General features: G+C 37.2%; 18 protein-coding genes. 6 read left to right on the forward strand and 12 right to left on the reverse strand.

What is annotated here, in order from left to right; translation table 11 throughout:
• Positions 1-26 precede the first annotated feature (26 nt).
• The 10 genes from lhgD to V6E76_RS02455 form a co-directional block, all read right to left on the reverse strand.
• A complete protein-coding gene (lhgD, locus tag V6E76_RS02410) occupies positions 27-1,232 on the reverse strand; it encodes an L-2-hydroxyglutarate dehydrogenase (RefSeq protein ID WP_247348583.1) in 1,206 nt (401 codons plus the stop codon).
• On the reverse strand, positions 1,232-2,509 hold the full coding sequence (locus tag V6E76_RS02415; protein WP_247348585.1) for a (Fe-S)-binding protein: 1,278 nt from the start codon (positions 2,507-2,509) through the stop codon (positions 1,232-1,234). The genes lhgD and V6E76_RS02415 overlap by 1 nt, the downstream gene beginning before the upstream one ends.
• The gene (locus V6E76_RS02420; RefSeq protein WP_247348587.1) at positions 2,502-3,908 is read right to left on the reverse strand and encodes an FAD-linked oxidase C-terminal domain-containing protein; all 1,407 of its coding nucleotides are present in this window, start codon (positions 3,906-3,908) and stop codon (positions 2,502-2,504) included. Before V6E76_RS02420 ends, V6E76_RS02415 begins: the two co-directional genes overlap by 8 nt.
• 10 nt (positions 3,909-3,918) lie before the next feature.
• Entirely contained in the window at positions 3,919-4,620 is a 702-nt protein-coding gene (locus V6E76_RS02425; RefSeq protein ID WP_247348589.1) for a FadR/GntR family transcriptional regulator, read from the reverse strand.
• Positions 4,607-6,556 (reverse strand): TRAP transporter permease, encoded by a 1,950-nt coding sequence (locus V6E76_RS02430; protein ID WP_247348591.1) that lies wholly within the window; start codon positions 6,554-6,556, stop codon positions 4,607-4,609. Before V6E76_RS02430 ends, V6E76_RS02425 begins: the two co-directional genes overlap by 14 nt.
• Positions 6,549-7,568, reverse strand: coding sequence for a TAXI family TRAP transporter solute-binding subunit (locus tag V6E76_RS02435; protein WP_247348602.1), 1,020 nt, complete (start codon positions 7,566-7,568; stop codon positions 6,549-6,551). The genes V6E76_RS02430 and V6E76_RS02435 overlap by 8 nt, the downstream gene beginning before the upstream one ends.
• A 202-nt stretch (positions 7,569-7,770) precedes the next feature.
• Positions 7,771-9,126 (reverse strand): anthrax toxin lethal factor-related metalloendopeptidase, encoded by a 1,356-nt coding sequence (locus V6E76_RS02440; RefSeq protein WP_247348604.1) that lies wholly within the window; start codon positions 9,124-9,126, stop codon positions 7,771-7,773.
• Positions 9,127-9,145: 19 nt separating this feature from the next.
• Positions 9,146-9,391 carry a YciI family protein gene (locus V6E76_RS02445; protein WP_247348606.1) on the reverse strand — a complete coding sequence of 82 codons (246 nt, stop codon included), beginning with the start codon at positions 9,389-9,391 and terminating at the stop codon, positions 9,146-9,148.
• Between the two features lie 83 nt (positions 9,392-9,474).
• Complete coding sequence (locus V6E76_RS02450) at positions 9,475-10,005, reverse strand: thioredoxin domain-containing protein (RefSeq protein ID WP_247348609.1); 531 nt, start codon at positions 10,003-10,005, stop codon at positions 9,475-9,477.
• 74 nt (positions 10,006-10,079) lie between these two features.
• Positions 10,080-11,255, reverse strand: a complete 1,176-nt coding sequence (locus tag V6E76_RS02455) for a M20 family metallopeptidase (RefSeq protein ID WP_247348612.1) — start codon at positions 11,253-11,255, stop codon at positions 10,080-10,082.
• A gap of 301 nt (positions 11,256-11,556) precedes the next feature.
• Between V6E76_RS02455 and V6E76_RS02460 the strand changes: the two genes are divergently transcribed.
• The 5 genes from V6E76_RS02460 (at position 11,557) to V6E76_RS02480 (ending at position 15,791) form a co-directional block, all read left to right on the forward strand.
• Complete coding sequence (locus V6E76_RS02460) at positions 11,557-12,714, forward strand: ABC transporter ATP-binding protein (RefSeq protein WP_247348615.1); 1,158 nt, start codon at positions 11,557-11,559, stop codon at positions 12,712-12,714.
• Positions 12,711-13,346, forward strand: coding sequence for an ABC transporter permease (locus tag V6E76_RS02465; protein WP_026866067.1), 636 nt, complete (start codon positions 12,711-12,713; stop codon positions 13,344-13,346). The genes V6E76_RS02460 and V6E76_RS02465 overlap by 4 nt, the downstream gene beginning before the upstream one ends.
• Before the next feature lie 10 nt (positions 13,347-13,356).
• Complete coding sequence (locus V6E76_RS02470) at positions 13,357-14,286, forward strand: osmoprotectant ABC transporter substrate-binding protein (protein ID WP_247348616.1); 930 nt, start codon at positions 13,357-13,359, stop codon at positions 14,284-14,286.
• Between the two features lies 1 nt (position 14,287).
• Positions 14,288-14,977: an ABC transporter permease gene (locus V6E76_RS02475; RefSeq protein WP_026866069.1), complete on the forward strand. Its 690-nt coding sequence runs from the start codon at positions 14,288-14,290 to the stop codon at positions 14,975-14,977.
• A 67-nt stretch (positions 14,978-15,044) separates the two neighbouring features.
• On the forward strand, positions 15,045-15,791 hold the full coding sequence (locus tag V6E76_RS02480) for an alpha/beta hydrolase (RefSeq protein ID WP_499797696.1): 747 nt from the start codon (positions 15,045-15,047) through the stop codon (positions 15,789-15,791).
• A gap of 28 nt (positions 15,792-15,819) precedes the next feature.
• Here V6E76_RS02480 and V6E76_RS02485 read toward each other — a convergent pair whose 3' ends face one another.
• On the reverse strand, positions 15,820-16,530 hold the full coding sequence (locus tag V6E76_RS02485; protein ID WP_247348622.1) for an MOSC domain-containing protein: 711 nt from the start codon (positions 16,528-16,530) through the stop codon (positions 15,820-15,822).
• 5 nt (positions 16,531-16,535) lie between these two features.
• Positions 16,536-17,393 (reverse strand): fumarylacetoacetate hydrolase family protein, encoded by an 858-nt coding sequence (locus V6E76_RS02490; protein WP_247348624.1) that lies wholly within the window; start codon positions 17,391-17,393, stop codon positions 16,536-16,538.
• Positions 17,394-17,517: 124 nt separating this feature from the next.
• On the opposite strand from V6E76_RS02490, the gene V6E76_RS02495 reads away from it, so the two are divergent.
• A complete protein-coding gene (locus tag V6E76_RS02495; RefSeq protein WP_035855668.1) occupies positions 17,518-17,949 on the forward strand; it encodes an acyl-CoA thioesterase in 432 nt (143 codons plus the stop codon).
• The last annotated feature ends 93 nt before the right edge of the window (positions 17,950-18,042 follow it).

The raw sequence follows: 18,042 nt of genomic DNA on the forward strand, positions 1-18,042 counted from the left end.
ATGACTCGGGTTTTCTACTTTTGAAATTATTTTTTATTAACTTTATCCTGGAATCTTCTGGCAATTTCTTTTCCAATTTCTATTGAACACGTAGCTGCAGGTGAAGGTGCATTTAATACATGAACTGAGTAATCATTTTCCTCAAAGTAAAAATCATCTAATAAGGTACCATCCGGTTTCATCGCTTGGGCTCTCACACCCGCTTCCATTGGTGTAATATCTTCAGCTTTCAACAATGGTATTAATTTTTTAGCAGCTTTTACAAAGGCTTTTTTATTGAATGATCGATAGTACTCACCCACACCCTCTTTGATATTCTTTATCCCCATTCGGTAAAGTCCAGGAAACGTTAAAATCTCTAACGTTTCACTTCTATCAAAACCAACTTTCTTATAAGCCTCTTTTTTTAGTCCAAGCACAGCATTTGGTCCAACATCAACACCACCTGAAATCATATTAGTGAAGTGGACACCTAGAAATGGTAATTCAGGGTTAGGAACAGGATAGATTAAAGTTTTTACATACTTTTCTGTTTCACGGCTTAATTCAAAGTATTCCCCTCTAAATGGAATGATTTTTACATCAGATTTAATACCACTCATTTTTGCTAGTTTATCGCTATAAAGACCAGCACAATTAATAAAATATTTTGCCTTAAAGGATTGGTTTTTAGTGTGTATCACTACATGATTATCCATAGGATCTACCGAAGTCACTTCACTGTTATAAATGACATTCCCACCGTTGTTAATAAATAATTCACCAAATTTTTCAGTCACTTTTTTATAATCCACAATCCCAGTATTTTTTACATGTATACCACCAACAGTGTTCACAAATGGTTCTATTTCTCTCACTTTTTCCGCAGACAGTAATTCCACATCTAAGCCGTTTTCCAATCCTCTTTTATAAAGGTTGTGAAGTCGTTCTAACTCTTCTTCCTCAGTGGCAACAATTACCTTTCCACATTGATTATAGTCGATTTTATGATCACGACAGAAATTCATCATGGAGAGTGAACCATTCCTAGCAAATTCAGCTTTGTAAGACCCCGGTTTATAATAAATACCTGAATGTATGACTCCGCTATTATGCCCTGTTTGGTGTCTAGCTGCTCCTGATTCTTTATCCAAGACAACGATTTTTTTATCTGGCTCTATTAACGACAAATGATAAGCAGTACTCATTCCAATGATTCCCGCTCCTACAATTAATACATCAACATTTCTCATTATACTTCCACCCCACATGATTCTGCGATAACTTCCACTAAGTGCTTGACTTCTATTACGTCACTTAAACCTTCTCTTTCAACGCCTAACTGCATCTGTATATGACAGCCAGGGTTTGAAGTAATAATCAAATTAGGTTCTGTTGCTCTGACATTTTTCATTTTCATATCTAATATTTTCATCGATTCATTATAATGAACAATGTTGTAAATACCGGCTGAACCACAACATAATGACCGTTGTGGCATAGGTAAATATGTTAGCCCGGGAATTTTCTCTATCAGTTTGTCAGGTTCATTAAATACTTTTTGTACATTTTCTAAATGGCAAGATGGTTGATACACTGCATTCTTATTAATTGGGTTGATAAATTCTAAATTCAAAAATGAGAGAATCTGAGATATGTCTCTTACCTTATTAGTAAATGCTAAAGCTCGATTATGCCAGTCTGTACCAGACTTAAATAGTTTATGGTACTCTTTTAAAGTCGCTCCACACCCACCAATTGTATTGACTATATAATCAAAATCATACTTCTCAAAAGCCTCAATGTTTTTCTTTGCAAGCTCTATAGTGTCTTTTGACTCACCTGCATGATGTTGAAGTGCCCCACAACATGTTTGGTTAGGGATGTTAGTGACTTGAACATAATTTTTTTGCATTATTTTTATGGCAAGATCATTAATTCGTGCAAAAAATGAATCCATTATACATCCTTGGAAGAATCCAACCGATACATTGTTTCGTCTAAAAGGATTAATATTACGGTTGATTCGTCGACTCAATATCACGTCAGGCATTGCTTTATTTAACTCATTAAATTTTTGAACTGGTTTTAATAAGTTATAATTTTTAGTTAAGCGCTTGACTCCAGAAATTTGATACATATACAAACCTTTGTTAATCAATCTCAACACATTTTTATTTTTTAAAGCGATTTTAAATGCCAGTGTTCGATTCGTTTTTTCTATCACGCTCTGTTTTTTATTTTCCTTTAAAACCTCAACAGCCGACATCAAAATGTCACCGTACCTAACATTGGTTGGACAAACTGTTTCACACGCCCGGCACCCTAAACAAAGATCTATACCTTCTTTCATATCCCCAATTGTAATTTTACCTTCAGCTGCCATCTTAACGAGATTTATTCTACCTCTTGGAGAGTGCTTTTCTTTTTCAAAAGCTATATATGTCGGACACGCTGGTAAACAGTATCCACACTGCACACAATCGAAAGTCGCTTCATAATCCAATTTTTTCACAAGTTCATTAGTCATTTCGCAACACTAACCTTTTTTCTCCGTCTTCAGGAAATATTTTTCCTGGATTCAATATATTCTTTGGATCCATTGCTTTTTTAATCGCTTTTTGTAATTCTAATCCATCTTGGCCCACTTCTCTTTCGAAAAATGCGCGTTTCATCGTTCCAATTCCATGTTCGCCAGATAATGTACCACCAAGTTCAATAGCATAATCAAAGATTTCTTCAATTGCATCTTCGACCCTACTTACTTCTGACTGGTCCCTCATATTTGTATTAATAGATGGGTGCAAATTACCATCACCCGCGTGACCGAACACGACAATATCTAATTCATATTTATTTTTTAATTCATTAATTTTTTTAAACATGTCAGGTATTTTGCTCAATGGGACTGTAGCATCTTCTGAAATTTTGGTATAGCCACTTGTCACAATAGCGGGTGATACTAGCTTTCTTACTCGCCACAAATTTTCTTCATCTTCTTTACTTTCTGCAATTCTAATATCATTAACCCCAATACTTTCCAATGCTTCTTTAATAACATTGAGTTCTTTCGGTAATACATCCTCGTCACCATCAACTTCTATTAAGATAATAGCTGCCGCATTTCTTGGGAGATTGAGCTTAGCATAGTCTTCAACCTTATTTATTGAATTTTGATCCAGAATTTCCATTTTCGATGGTCGAACACCGGAGGTTAATATTTTTGAAATCGATTGACCTGCAGTATATAAATCATCAAAAATTGCCATTGCGGTTAAGGTATCTTGTGGTTTAGGAATTAATCTTAAAGTCGCTTCTGTAATTATACCCAGCGTTCCCTCTGAACCGATTAATAACTTTGTTAGATCATAGCCTGTAACGTTTTTAACTGTATTACCGCCAGTTCTAATCACTTTACCTTTTGCGGTAACAACTTCTAAACCAATTACATAGTCTTTTGTCACTCCGTACTTTACCCCTCTAGGACCTCCCGCATTTTCTGCGAGATTACCACCAATTGTACAAATTTTAGATGATGACGGATCAGGTGCATACATCAAATTATGTGACTCAGCGAGTTTATGAATATCCTCAGTCTTTACACCAGGACTTACTTTTATCAGTAAATCATCTGGGTATATCTCTAGCTTTTGAGTCCATTGAGAGAAGTCGAGCACAATCCCTCCATGTACTGGTAATGGTCCACCAGACAGGCTTGTTGCTGCTCCTCTAGGATATATTGGGACTTCGTATTCATCTGCCAAAATCACTGTTTCTTTAACTTCTTCTGTACTTAACACTTGTACCACAGCCTCTGGTATATACTGTCCAAAAGAGCCATCATATCCATACGAAATTCTATCGTCTATTTCAAGCAATAATCTCTCAGCAAATATTAAACTTAATCTTTCAATTACCTTTTCATTCATCAAACTTCACCTATATTCTGTCGTCTCCAAGCTTTCTCCTCATATTAAATAAGTGTGTTTCCATATATTTTGCAGCTTTTTCAGGAGATTGATTTTTTATCGCTTCATAAATCAACTCATGTTCGTCGTATACACTTTCTCTTTTCTCGGGCTTTCCAAGATTGAGCTTCAATGAATACTCCAACGCATTTCTATGAACTGTTTGAAGATTATTGAACGTCTGTATCATGTACTCATTCTTTGTTGAAATAACGATTGCCTTGTGAAAGTCGTAGTCCGCTTCCATTCCAATCACATGCTGATTAGTGGTTATTTTCTTAAAATGTTTAAGTGCAGCAGCAATTTCCTTCAAATCTTCTTCCGTCCTTCTTAATGCAGAAAGATGTGCGGACTGAACTTCTAAAACTGTTCTCATCTCTAGTAAATCGAGTAATTCTTTCTTGTTAAAACTCTCATAAGTATAGGCTTTAACTTGATCAGCAACAGAAGTGGTTTTAACGTAGCTACCTTTTCCCTGGCTCGACTCTACATACCCCATAGACACTAATCGACTCAAAGCTTCCCTTACTGGTACACGACTTACCTTGTAAAATTTTGCGAGTTCATTTTCAGAAGGTAGCTTTTCACCGACTTCGTATTCTTTATCTTTTATGCGTTTTTCTAAATCTTCAAATATAATGTCCGAAAGTTTTCCCTTTTTAATTAGGTCCATTACTCGCTTCCACCTTTTTTCTACTTCTCATAAAGTGAATGATCATCACGACAACAAATATGACAATCCCTATTAAATCCAGCATCTGATCTGTTGTTATTAAAAGGAAAGCGACAAGTATCATCAATACCTGCTCAATTATATTTAGGTTAGTTCTGATAAATTTCCCTAACCCAACAGCTAATGCATAAACCCCTATTATTGCAGTTACCAAGACACCAAGAAGTCTTAGGTATTCAATAGGTCCTTCTGAAGTATCTAATAGTATAATCGGATCATAAGCAATAATGAACGGTATGATAAAGCCTGGTAAGGCTAGTCTTAGCGCTGTCCACGATGTTTTCATTGGATCTGCATTAGCAATACCTGCTCCAGTATATGCTGCAAGAGCAACCGGTGGTGTGACATTCGACATTGCTCCAAAGTAGAACACAAAGAAGTGTGCAGCCAATGGCGTTACACCTGCTTGAACAAGAGCTGGCGCTGCAGTTACAGCAACAACGATATACAATGCTGTAGATGGTAACCCAAAGCTAAGAAGGATACATGTGGCCATTACCATGATTAGAATTAAGAATAAGTTACCTCCAGCAATGTCGATAACATTGTAAGCTAACATTGAACCAACGCCACTCATTGATACGACTGCGATAATAATACCGACTGATGCACAGGCAATGGCAACTTGAACAGATCCTCTCGCACCATCACTTAATGCCTCAAAGAATTTTCTTACATTCACTCGATTGTTTTTATCTTTAGTTAAATATGAAGTGATTATTGCCGTAATAATACCTGCAAATCCTGCCATTATCGCTGTTCTCCCTGTTAATAACACAGCGAAAACAACGACGATCGGAATCAATAAGGCACCTCTTTCTAAAAGCACCTTCTTAATCTCAGGAATATTTTCCTTACTAATACCTTTTAGCCCATGTTTTTTCGCTTCAGCATCTACTGCAAAGATTAATGCTAAGTAATAAAGTAAGGCAGGTATGATTCCAGCGATAACGACAACAGTGTAAGGTACACCAAGAAAACCTGCCATTATAAACGCTGCAGCTCCCATGATTGGCGGCATAATCATACCACCAGTAGAAGCTGCAGCCTCGACACCGGCTGCAAATTTAGGTTTTAAACCTATACTTTTCATTAAAGGAATTGTAAAAGCACCTGTTGTTGCAACGTTTGCAACAGCACTACCGTTTAGTGTGCCTGTTAGTGCACTTGTAATTACTGCTACTTGAGCAGGTCCACCTCGACGTTGTCCAGCTATTGCAAGCGCTAGGTCATTGAATAGTTTACTCGCTCCACTTGCGCTTAGGAACGAACCAAACAAGATAAAAAGCACGATATAAGTAGATGCAATTGATAACGTACTTCCGAAAATACCATTAGATGTCATGTAGATTCTGTACAATAAACGTTCTATGCTAAATCCAGAATGTGCAAAATCAATAGGAAAATATGCACCGTAAACTGCGTAAATCATTGCGAGAACACTAATAATTGGAATAAACCAACCAATTGACCTTCTTGTAATTTCAAATAATACTAAAATACATAGGATTGCAAAAATGTAATCTAATGTGTTTGCCTGTGACATACGTTCCACATGTAAATTTGTATAGGTTACAGTAATGTATCCTATAGAAATAATACCTAAGCCAGCTAAAGCTAAGTCAAAATAGGAAAATTTTTGACCTGGCTTCTTTTTATTACTTGGATATATAAAGAAGCCAAGTACAACAATCAGTATCAAGAAAATCGTATTTCTATAAAATTCTTGGATATTCAAGTAGCTTGATGTCAAAAGGACAAATATTGCCAAAGCTATACCAATAATTGCCGCGACTTTAGATGGCCAACCTTCTAACCTTTGCTTACGATATTCGTCAGGGGACATTTCAATAACTTCAACTTCATTCTTATTCATCCGAACCAGCTCCTTCCTCTAATTCCACCGGTCTTAAATGATCCGGAATATCAAGTCCTTGTTCCTCAAAATACCGATAAGCCCCTTCATGTAGTGGCGTGTTTAGTCCATCTAGCGCTGTTTCTACTTTCATTTCTCGAGCAGAGTTGTGTACGCCAATCATAAACTCCTGATTTTCATACAAAATTTTAGTCAAATCATATACAAAATCAGCATCCATATCCGGTGTTGCCACAAGAACGTTTGGTTGAGCAATCGTTTGTATATCCTCTTCTTGTCTCGGGTATGTTCCCGCTTCTATAGTGTATGGATACCAAGCATTTGCGACTTCATTAATCTGATCTAATTGTTCATCTGTCACTTCTAAAATACTTGCTTGTAGGTTACTTGCAAACATATCAGTAATTGCGGATACAGGCGTTCCAGCTGGTAAAGATCCACCATTCAAACGACCATCTCTCATAGAAGAAATTGTATCGTCATAACCAAGGTACTCAGTTCTTATATCTTCTTTAGTCAAACCGATTCCTTCCATCATTGTGACAGTAGACTGTTCTGTCCCACTCGCTTGTGGTCCAACAGAAAATGAAGTTCCCTCAATATCAGAGATATCTCCACTTTCCACTTCGCTATTCATAAGTACAAAGTGCTCAACATTTGGCCATATCATACCTATCGCTCTCAAGTCTTTATATTCGTTACCTTCAAATATTCCAGACCCTTCATAAGCTTGGGTTGAAATTAGATTTTGAAGAATAGACAAATCAGCCTCTCCATTTTTCATTAAATCGATATTCTCAACTGAACCAGCTGACGATTGTCCATTAAATTTAATATTTTGATCACGATAGTGTTCTGTCCAAAGTTGTCCCATCCCCACGCCAATTGGATAATAAGTACCACCTGTTGACGCTGTTGCAATGTTATAAATCTCTTTCTTTTCAAAGTTACATCCAGCTAATACGCTAAGTGACAAGAGCAAAATCATAATAATCGATAAACCTTTCTTCATTTGGTCTATCCCCCTCTAATTAAATGTATACGCTTACACTTGTATTACAATATGACAACCTTACAATATAAATATGTCTAAATCAAGTCTATTTTCTGATAATTTTAATCTTTTTTAGTCGACCCTATTATTTTTTCATCTTCCACTTTAAAATAAAAAATGACTCGGACTAGTATACTTGTCCGAGTCATCTCTTCTATTTTTATTTTCTCTTACGATATACCATCCAGCCAATAAATACAGCAACAATCACTAAGAGTCCAACACCAACCTTAGTTAAAGTTGACATCAGTGCTTCTCTTTCTGCTAAGGCTTCAGCTTCTTCTCTCTCTTTAGCTTCTAAGGCAGCCTGTTCCTCTGCTTTTCTCTTTTCTTCTGCCTGTCTTTCTTCTTCTTCACGTTGTTTTTCCTCTTCAATTTGACGCTTGATTTCCTCATCTTCTTCCCAAGCTTCTTGTAAACTTGCATTCAATGAATCTACGCCACCTTGAGTAATTTCATTGCCCCCAGAAGTATATTCATCATTGTTTACATCTGCAATATAAGTATTCGCATTTTGTAAGGCTCTTGTTAATGATCTGCCCATTTCTTCATCTTCGTACGCAGATTCAACTTCAGAGATTGTAGCTTCGAGTTCTTCAATATCTACATCAGGTGGATCCTGTACACTACCCGTCAGTGCCGACCGTGTGTATGAAGTATACAAGGCTTTACCTTCTGAATCTTTAGCAATGACTTTAAAATCATAGGTTGTGTCTGTATCAAGTCCTTCTATTCTGTAGTTTGGACCTGTCGTTGTACCGACAGATTCATCATTTCTAAACACTTCATATTCAACTGCATCTTCATGTGGATCCCAGTGCATCGTAACAGTATTACCTGTCACTTCCCCAACTGATAAAATGCTATGTGCAAATTTATCGAAGAAGGCGAGTGTTCTTGGTGCTTTTGAAGCCAGTTCACTACGACTTTCATCATTTAGATAATACATTGCAAAGGCTTCTGCAAAGTACTCATCTACATTATTATAGTAATCTTTTTGTGAATTATCACCAAACAGACTATCGAGCTCAGCGTTCTGAACTGCACGAAATTCTTCCGTTTCACTCACTTGAACCCCGACTGTAAATGAGTCAACAACATGGCCATACTCGTGAAGCTCAAGGTTAATGGCAGAATGCCCTTTACCTGGATCACTATAACCAATTCGTGCGATAGATTCATACGCTCCAGCACCGGGAATCGAATCCCATGAGTTAGTATGTCCTCTAGGGACGCTACCCTTTAAGTATTCAAATTCTGGTTGTTCAGTAATCGGTGTATCTGCCAATATAAATATTGCTCCATGATTATTCGTTTCATATAAAATTCGATTCTCTACATGATTCATACGGCTGATCATCTGCCACGCTTCTTGATTCGCCTCTTCAGATGAAGCCCGAATATCAACCATGTTCAATAAGTATGGATTGATTTCTTCTTGCGCTTTAACAAGCGGTGTGATCATCAATAGCATTGCAATAATAATGAAGCTCGCTCTTCTAGTTGCCCTAATCATCTTTTACCACTCCGAACATCTAAAACTCGTAGTTACTTTCCATATCCCATTCATGTATCTCGTAATTTCTTGCACCTAATTTAATGTAAGGATCCTCGTTGACGAGTGATTCAATTTCACTTTCATCTTCACCTCTATATATCACGAGTCCTCCGGAGCCATCAGTAAAGCGTCCGTTCATTAAGATATTACCTGCATTTCTTTGTGTTTCTAAAAATGCCAGATGCTCTGGTCGATGTTGTTTGGATAATGCTTCACTTTTCATTGATAAAAAACGGCAAAATATTTCATATCTATCTCTCCTTACAGGTACTATACACTAAAATAAAATAGACTTGAAACACAAGCCTATTTTAAAGGTTCTATTTTATTTTTAAATAGCTCAGCTACTTCATCTTTAGACAGTTCTTTTGGCTTGTAATCTACCTGTTCGCCATTAATAAACACAGTTGGTACGATTCTTAATCCTCGTTCGTCGAAGTCTTTAAGCACTTCCTCACCACGGTCATACTGTGCTTTTAATTCAGGTAAGCCCAGGTCATTTTCACATTTGTTAATTGTTTCCTTAAAGCTACCTGACCATGAATCTTGTGTCATAAATAGTTCTTTCATTGTATTATACCCTTCGATTGGATCATCATGGTCCACATAATTATTGGCAATAGTACCACGCAATAATTTTGATTTCGTTCTGTCCACATGTTTAAGAACAAGTTTGATATAACCATCATCTGCATAAGGCTTCAATACCTCATCAACAACTTCAAAGAATGTTTGGCAATAAGGGCATCCTAGATTCACAAAAGCTTCAACTTCAACCTTGGCATGGTCTAAGCCTACTGTTAAATATTCAATATCCGCACTATATCTGTTTTTCATGTAAATCCTCCTAGAAAAATTACTTAGTTATTCATACCCTATTGTGATCCATCACAACCTAATAAATTTTAAACTTAATGATTTTCTATATAATCATATGCAAATTGTACCAGTATCGCTGAACCATAAGGCAAAGCTTCTTCATCCACATTAAATTTAGGGTGATGATTGGGGTAGCTCGTATCTTCACTGCCATTCGTACCTAGCCTAAAGAAGACACCTGGAATCTTGTTAGTATAATATGAAAAATCTTCTCCACCCATACTCGGTTTCACTTTAAGCAGTTGATTTTCACCAAGGATTTTATCGATAGAGTGTTGTAAGTCAGGAATTAATGTTGGCTCATTATAAACTGAAGGAATACCATCTGTATAAGTAAATTCATAAGTCCCACCCATGCCTTCGGTAATACCTTTTAAATACTCATCCATCTTTTCTTTAACGAGTGGTCTAAGGTTTGGATTTAATAATCTTACAGTGCCTTCTAAGGTGACCTCTGGCGCAATGACATTTCTCGCAAATCCACCGTTAATCTTCCCTATTGTTAAAACGATGTTTTCTAAAGGGTCAACATTTCTACTGACGACCTGCTGCAATGATGCAATGACTGTCGAAGCAATTGCAATCGGGTCAATGGATAAGTGAGGATGGGCAGCATGCCCGCCTTTGCCAATAATCTTAATATCAAATGAGTCTGCACACGCCGTCGCATAACCTTCTGTAATTGAAGTTTCTCCTGTTTTTACTGTTGGATGCACATGCAGTCCAGCAATCACATCAACAGCGGGATTTTGTAAGGCGCCTTCATTTACCATCACCTCTGCACCACTATAGCCCTCTTCAGCTGGCTGGAACAGCAATTTAATATTCCCCTTCTTCAGCGGATTTTGGCTGAGTATATGAGCAGCACCAAGTAAAATTGCAGTATGTGCGTCATGCCCACACAAATGCCCGACGCCATCGACTGACGATTTATAAGGTAGATTACTTTCTTCTTGTATTGGCAGGGCATCCATATCCGCACGTAAGGCAACTGTCGGACCCTCAGATTCTCCTTTTAAAGTAGCTATTAAACCAGTTTTCGCGATCGGGTACTCGATATCAAAATTTAATTGTTCAAGTTTCTCTTTAACGAATCTAACTGTTTCTACTTCTTCAAATGATAGTTCAGGATACTGGTGTAAATGTCTTCTCCAACAAATAATGTCCTCTTTTAATGCGGCTGCTTTCGATAAAATATCTTCTTGCATATATACACCCCTTCTTCTATTTAATTTAAAGCTAATTGTTTGTCATGAACTTGTCAAATAATTTTCTGAATACTTTTAAAATTATAGGGTATTATAATTTATGCGTTTCAAAATTTCATATTATTTTATATTAATATTTCGATAAATTTCAATAATATATTTCACAATACTATATATAACAGTGTTTTCAAAGCATTTTAAATATGTGAAACTTATCTATTAATATGAAATTAAAAATTCACTATGCTATACTAACCATGTTCTGAGGTCAACTTTTTAATTATAGAAAAGGAGATAGATTATGCTCAGTTTTAAGAACGTTTCAAAAACTTATGGCGGTAACAAGAAAGCCGTCGACAATATTTCACTCGATATTAATGAAGGTGAATTTATTGCCTTTATTGGTACGAGCGGGAGTGGTAAAACAACTGCTCTACGCATGATCAATCGCATGATTGAACCATCAACAGGCACAATCACAATAAATGGTGAGGATATTTCTAAGAAAAACCCTGTTGAACTTCGTCGTAGTATTGGTTATGTCATTCAACAAATTGGACTCTTACCTCATATGACAATCAAAGAAAACATCACCTTAGTACCCAGACTATTAAAATGGTCCGATGAAGATAAAGACAAAAAAGCGAGAGAACTGATCAAACTAGTCGATTTACCAGAAGAGTATCTCGACCGTTATCCTTCCGAACTCTCAGGTGGTCAGCAACAACGTATCGGTGTTGTCAGAGCACTTGCAGCTGAACAAAACATCATCCTGATGGATGAACCCTTCGGCGCCTTAGACCCTATTACGCGTGATACCCTACAAGATTTAGTTAAAGAATTACAGAAAAAATTAGGCAAGACATTTATCTTCGTTACCCATGACATGGATGAAGCGATCAAACTCGCTGACAGAATTGTTATTATGAGTCACGGAAAAATTGTTCAATTTGATACACCTGATGAAATTTTAAGACATCCTGCAAATGACTTCGTTCGTGATTTCATTGGTGAAGGCCGTCTCATCCAAGACCGTCCAAATATGAGAACCGTACAAGATGCCATGATTCAACCAATTAGCATCACTGTAGATAAATCAATCAATGATTGTATAACACTCATGAGAGAAAAGCGCATCGATACAATCCTTGTAACAGACGATCAGAAAAAGTTACTTGGTTTTGTAGATATTGAAGATATTAATGATGGTTACAGAAAAGGTATGGATCTTGTTGACCTTATGAATCGCGACGTTTATCGAATCGGTATAGATTCTAAACTTCAAGATTCTGTTCGTACTATCTTGAAACGTAACATTAGAAATATTCCAGTTATCGATGATAACAACAAGTTAGTCGGACTCATTACCCGTTCAAACTTAGTTGATATCGTGTATGACACGATTTGGGGAGAAAACCAGGAAGATGAAAGTAATCCCTTAGGAGTTGAGCAATCATGATGGATTTTCTTAGTTCCAATGGTAGCGACTTACTTTTCAAAACATGGGAACACCTTTATATTTCTATAATATCTCTAGGAATCGGTATTATCATTGCTGTCCCTATAGGTATGGCTATAGCAAACACTAAACGTTTAGCGGGTTGGATACTCACCTTAGCAGGCGTACTGCAAACCGTCCCAACACTAGCCGTATTGGCACTGATGATTCCATTATTCGGCATTGGACGTGTGCCAGCAATTATTGCACTTAGCGCCTATATCTTATTACCTATTTTAAATAACACCATCATCGGTGTGAGAAATATTGACCCAGACCTTAGAGATGCAGCTAAGAGCATGGGAATGACTAAGGGACAAATAATCAAAGGCCTTGAAATCCCCTTAGCTACACCATTAATTTTAAGTGGTATCCGCCTGTCATCTGTATATGTCATTTCATGGGCAACACTTGCGAGTTATATTGGCGCAGGTGGTTTAGGAGATTATATTTTTAATGGGTTAAATACCTACCAACCAGAATTAATTATCAGTGCAACAATCATGGTGACTGTTATTGCTCTACTAGCAGACTATTGTTTGGCACTTACAGAAAAATGGATCACACCCAAAGGATTAAAAGTATCCAGATAGGAGAGAATATATGACACAGATAAAAAGATTTATAACTGTCATCCTCGTATCTGTTATCTTCTTATCCGGGTGTAGCTTACCTGGTTTAAGTAGCAGTTCGAGCGATGGTATTACAATTACATCATTAAGTACATCTGAATCACAAATCACATCACATATGGTCAGACTTATGATTGAACACTATAGTGATGGAGAGCTTCAACCGACTTTAATCAATAATCTAGGCTCATCAACGATTCAACATAACGCCTTAATTACAGGTGATGCTCAAATTTCTGGAACTAGATACACTGGTACAGATTTAACAGGTGCCTTACAAGAAGAACCTGTCAGCGATCCAGATGAGGCCTTAAAATTAGTACAAGATGGTTTTAAAGATCAGTACAATATGAAATTCTATAATTCCTATGGTTTCGATAACACCTATGCTTTTATGGTGACACAGGAAACCGCTGAAGAATATAATCTCGAGAAAACTTCTGATTTAGCTGAATATGCAGATGAATTCGCAGTAGGTGTGGACAACTCTTGGGTTAACCGTGAAGGCGATGGCTATGATGCATTCCAAGAAGCATATGGATTTGGTTTTTCTGACATGAGTCCGATGCAAATTAGTTTGGTATATGAAGCCCTGTATAGTGGCAGCTTAGATGTCGCTTTAGGTTACACAACCGATGGTCGTATTGCAGCCTATGACTTAGTCGTGTTAGAAGATGATTTACAATTCTTCCCACCTTATGATGCATCACCTTTTGCGACCTATGAAATCATTGAAGAATATCCGGTTATAGACGAGGCACTGATGCGTTTAGAAGGTACGATCACAACTGAAACGATGCAACAATTAAACTACCAAGCAGACGAAGAAGGCACTGAACCTGCTATTGTTGCAGAACAATTTTTAGAAGAACATAACTACTTTGAAGAGGAGGAGAATTAAAATGGATGGTAACTTATTAGTTGAACTATTTGATTACTTTACCAATAACTTCCCTTACTTATTCCGACTCTTCTTAGACCACTTACTTATGAGTGTCTACGGTGTGTTATTTGCTGCGATTGTCGGTGTACCAATTGGTATAATGATTGCGCGTTATTCAAAACTGTCCGGTTTTGTCATCACTTTGGCTAACATTATTCAAACTGTTCCTGCCCTAGCGATGCTTGCAATTTTAATGTTAGTTATGGGCTTAGGAACAAACACCGTCATTATGACCGTCTTTTTATACGCTCTATTACCCATCATAAAAAACACCTATGCTGGCATTAAAGGTGTGGATCATAATATTACTGATGCGGGTAAAAGTATGGGTATGACACGTAATCAAGTCTTAAGATTGATTGAATTACCTTTAGCATTATCGGTTATTATTGGTGGCTTCCGCATTGCCCTCGTTGTGGCAATCGGTGTCGTAGCAATCGGTTCCTTTATTGGAGCTCCTACCCTGACTGACTTAATTATCCGAGGAACTAATGCCACTGATGGTACAGTATACATTTTAGCTGGTGCGATTCCCATTGCATTAATTGCGGTCATTATCGACTTCGGTCTAAGATTTGTCGAGCGCAAACTAGACCCGACTCATAACCCTGATGACAAAGAACCAAAAGCACAATCCATTAACAATTAATTTGTGAGTGGCCCATGTAGGGCTGCTCTTATTTTATAAAGAGAAAGGTCTTGATTAAGTGGCACTAATGCATATCAATTTTTACTCAAAAGTATTAGGTAAACATCATTATTTCAATATAATTTTACCCGAAGCGGATAGTCATTATGACACAGAGGCACAAAACAAATTATTACCCGCTTTAATGATTCTCCATGGTCTTTCAAGCGATTATAATTCATACCTACGCTTTACCAGTATTGAGCGTTATGCAAATGATTATGGTATTGCAATCATTCTCCCTGACGGTGACAATAGTTTTTATACCAACATGAAATACGGCCATAGTTATGAGGATCACATCTTAGAAGTTTGGAATTATGCTCATAGCATCTTCCCACTTTCTCTAGATCGTCATGATAACTTCCTTGCCGGTCACTCTATGGGTGGTTTTGGAGCGATTAAAACAACATTCGAACATCCAGAATTATTCTCAAAAGCATGCTTCATGTCAGCAGCTACAAACCCTGAAAAATTATTAAACTATGAATGGCAAGACTTTCAGATGGCTAACATAATTGGTGATGCATCTACTACGAGAGAAACTGCACTCGATATCACCACTATTATAGAAAAGGGGACTCTTTCAAACAATCTTCCCGAACTTTATATCATGTGTGGTCAAGAAGATGAACTACACAGTGACAATCTGGAATTTGCTGATACACTTCGCTCTAAAGGGGTTAAATTAAAATTTGAAGATGGGCCCGGTAAACATGATTATGCTTATTGGGATCAAGGCATCAAAAAAGCAATTGAATGGATGAGCAAGTAAAAAAAGACTAGAAATAAAATCTAGTCTTTTATATATTCGGTCCATACAACCTTGGTGATTCATCAATTTCCTCACCTGTTAATATTTTATTGATTGTTTTAACCCAACTGTCTGGTGTGAATTCTTGGTCTCTAAGATTTTCTAGTAAGCCAATATTGTCACGGTTATGGTAAAGCACCTCGTTCATCTGAGCAATCGTCCAATCCGGTGCTGGGCGTTCTAATAGCTTAAATTCATCGTTTGTTTTGATTTTACCTTCTCTAAGTACTCTAAAGTACCAACCTGTCCGCCCACTATCTTCTATCTTTTTAGCAAGTTCAATATCGCCATGTCGTCTAGCAGGCTTCCAGCAAGGTCTTCTAGGTTGCGAAACTTGAATGGTAGCCTCACCCAGTTCGTAGATGTCCCCAATGCATACCGATTCCTCATCCATATGCAAGACAGCAATATTTTCTCCATTACCACCAGGTCCAATGTCATCAGTAGCGAGTTCAACACACCATTTTTCGTAGTGACTAACTGCATAAGCAAACAAAGCTTTTTCAGGACCACCATGGTTTTTCTTATCCTGACATTCATCTCCTACTAAACCATTTTTCGATAAAAACACCGCTTCTTTAGTCTCTTCTTTGAATGCACCAGTCTGCCATTCTTGATCCATCTTTTCTTCTGCCTTAGGATTACCAATCGTTTTTACTTTACCGACAAAAAGTTTGTGAACTTTACCATACACTGACATTTCTATCACTCCATTTTAAAGCGGTTTGTTAATCTACCAAGTGACTCAATCTCAACAGTGACAGTGTCACCGTCTTTTATCCAAGGTTTAATTGCTGTTTTATAACCCGAAGCAACACCTTCTGGAGTTCCTGTTAAAATAATATCGCCTGGCTCTAAAGTCATAAACTGGGAAATATAACTAACTAAACTTCTACTTTTAAATATCATATCATTTGTATTAGAGTCTTGACGCAACTCACCATTGACATAAGTCTTAATACGTAATTTATGAGGTTCTCCGAGTTCTTCTAAGGTGACAATGTATGGTCCAACGGGACAGAAACCATCATAGGTCTTACCTGTTAGCCATTGGCTCGTTCTAAATTGTGATGTTCTCTCCGATACATCATTCGCATTTGTATAACCAAAAATATAGTCCATAGCGTCTTCTCTACTGACACTTTTAGCTGTCTTCCCGATTATAATCGCTAACTCACCTTCATAATCCATTGCAGTCACACCTTGCGGAATATTTATAGTACTATTATGCGCAGTGAGTGCGTTGTTAAACTTAGAAAATAGTATCGGATGTTTGGGAATATCAATTTGCATTTCCTCAGCGTGGCGTTTGTAATTTACCCCAACACAAATGATTTCTCCTGGATTAGGAACAGCTGGTCCAAGAGTGAGACTGTCATACTCTAGAAAATCCACACCTTCACCTTCAATATAAAAATCAATCAGTGCTTCAGCCTTTCCTTGATGGTTCATAACCTCTTGAATCGAACTAAAGTCTTCAGAGATGTCGAGTACACCTTTAGAAGTAAGTACCCCTGTACGACAATCTCCTGAATCTGAATCTATAAAAGTTAGTAATTTCATATTATTACCCCATTCCTAGTTACCTCATTCTATCATAACCTTTATTTTGCTGGTCTAAAAGTAGAGGAGATTTTTACAGTATTAGAATGATACAATATTAATATGTATTAATAGGAGGATTTTAATGAGTGTATATGTAGCAGAAACAGAAATTCAAATTTTGTATGCAGATACTGATATGATGGGCGTCATCTATCATGGTTCATATATCAAATGGCTAGAACTCGGGCGTCGCAAACTAATCGAAGACATCGGTTATGATTATTTAGCGATGGAGAGAGAAGGATATTTAGCCCCAGTACACAATGTCAATATTACCTATGCCAAACCACTAAAATACAGTGATCGTGCCTTTGTCCGCACCTGGGTAGAAGAAAATACAGGTATGCGGACCATCTACGGTTTTGAAATTGTCAACGGAGATGGTGAAGTTTGTACTCACGGTACAACGACCCTACTTGTAGTAAAAAAAGTTGATGGAGAATTCAAGCCAGTCGTCTTCAAGCGCGTTTTCCCAGAATGGTACGCTAAATACGAAGAAATCAAAAAGAAATAGCCTCTGTCCGCTAATGGTGTCGGCAGGTGAGAGCCCTCACCTGTCGTGTTTTGTTTTTTGGTGGACAATGTCGTTTGACATCTACCCGATTAA

The sequence above is a fragment of the Jeotgalicoccus huakuii genome (assembly GCF_036665975.1).
Classification (GTDB): domain Bacteria; phylum Bacillota; class Bacilli; order Staphylococcales; family Salinicoccaceae; genus Jeotgalicoccus; species Jeotgalicoccus marinus.

Bases quoted from the DNA above. Each gene is read 5' to 3' on its own strand.
- V6E76_RS02450 (WP_247348609.1), bottom strand. From the start codon at position 10,005: ATGAAAAACAGATATAGTGCGGATATTGAATATTTAACAGTAGGCTTA.
- V6E76_RS02475 (WP_026866069.1), top strand. From the start codon at position 14,288: ATGGATGGTAACTTATTAGTTGAACTATTTGATTACTTTACCAATAAC.
- V6E76_RS02440 (WP_247348604.1), bottom strand. From the start codon at position 9,126: ATGATTAGGGCAACTAGAAGAGCGAGCTTCATTATTATTGCAATGCTA.
- V6E76_RS02470 (WP_247348616.1), top strand. From the start codon at position 13,357: ATGACACAGATAAAAAGATTTATAACTGTCATCCTCGTATCTGTTATC.
- V6E76_RS02460 (WP_247348615.1), top strand. From the start codon at position 11,557: ATGCTCAGTTTTAAGAACGTTTCAAAAACTTATGGCGGTAACAAGAAA.
- V6E76_RS02420 (WP_247348587.1), bottom strand. From the start codon at position 3,908: ATGAATGAAAAGGTAATTGAAAGATTAAGTTTAATATTTGCTGAGAGA.
- V6E76_RS02435 (WP_247348602.1), bottom strand. From the start codon at position 7,568: ATGAAGAAAGGTTTATCGATTATTATGATTTTGCTCTTGTCACTTAGC.
- V6E76_RS02490 (WP_247348624.1), bottom strand. From the start codon at position 17,393: ATGAAATTACTAACTTTTATAGATTCAGATTCAGGAGATTGTCGTACA.
- V6E76_RS02495 (WP_035855668.1), top strand. From the start codon at position 17,518: ATGAGTGTATATGTAGCAGAAACAGAAATTCAAATTTTGTATGCAGAT.
- V6E76_RS02480 (WP_499797696.1), top strand. From the start codon at position 15,045: ATGCATATCAATTTTTACTCAAAAGTATTAGGTAAACATCATTATTTC.
- V6E76_RS02485 (WP_247348622.1), bottom strand. From the start codon at position 16,530: ATGTCAGTGTATGGTAAAGTTCACAAACTTTTTGTCGGTAAAGTAAAA.
- V6E76_RS02445 (WP_247348606.1), bottom strand. From the start codon at position 9,391: ATGAAAAGTGAAGCATTATCCAAACAACATCGACCAGAGCATCTGGCA.
- V6E76_RS02430 (WP_247348591.1), bottom strand. From the start codon at position 6,556: ATGAATAAGAATGAAGTTGAAGTTATTGAAATGTCCCCTGACGAATAT.
- V6E76_RS02455 (WP_247348612.1), bottom strand. From the start codon at position 11,255: ATGCAAGAAGATATTTTATCGAAAGCAGCCGCATTAAAAGAGGACATT.
- V6E76_RS02425 (WP_247348589.1), bottom strand. From the start codon at position 4,620: ATGGACCTAATTAAAAAGGGAAAACTTTCGGACATTATATTTGAAGAT.
- V6E76_RS02415 (WP_247348585.1), bottom strand. From the start codon at position 2,509: ATGACTAATGAACTTGTGAAAAAATTGGATTATGAAGCGACTTTCGAT.
- lhgD (WP_247348583.1), bottom strand. From the start codon at position 1,232: ATGAGAAATGTTGATGTATTAATTGTAGGAGCGGGAATCATTGGAATG.
- V6E76_RS02465 (WP_026866067.1), top strand. From the start codon at position 12,711: ATGATGGATTTTCTTAGTTCCAATGGTAGCGACTTACTTTTCAAAACA.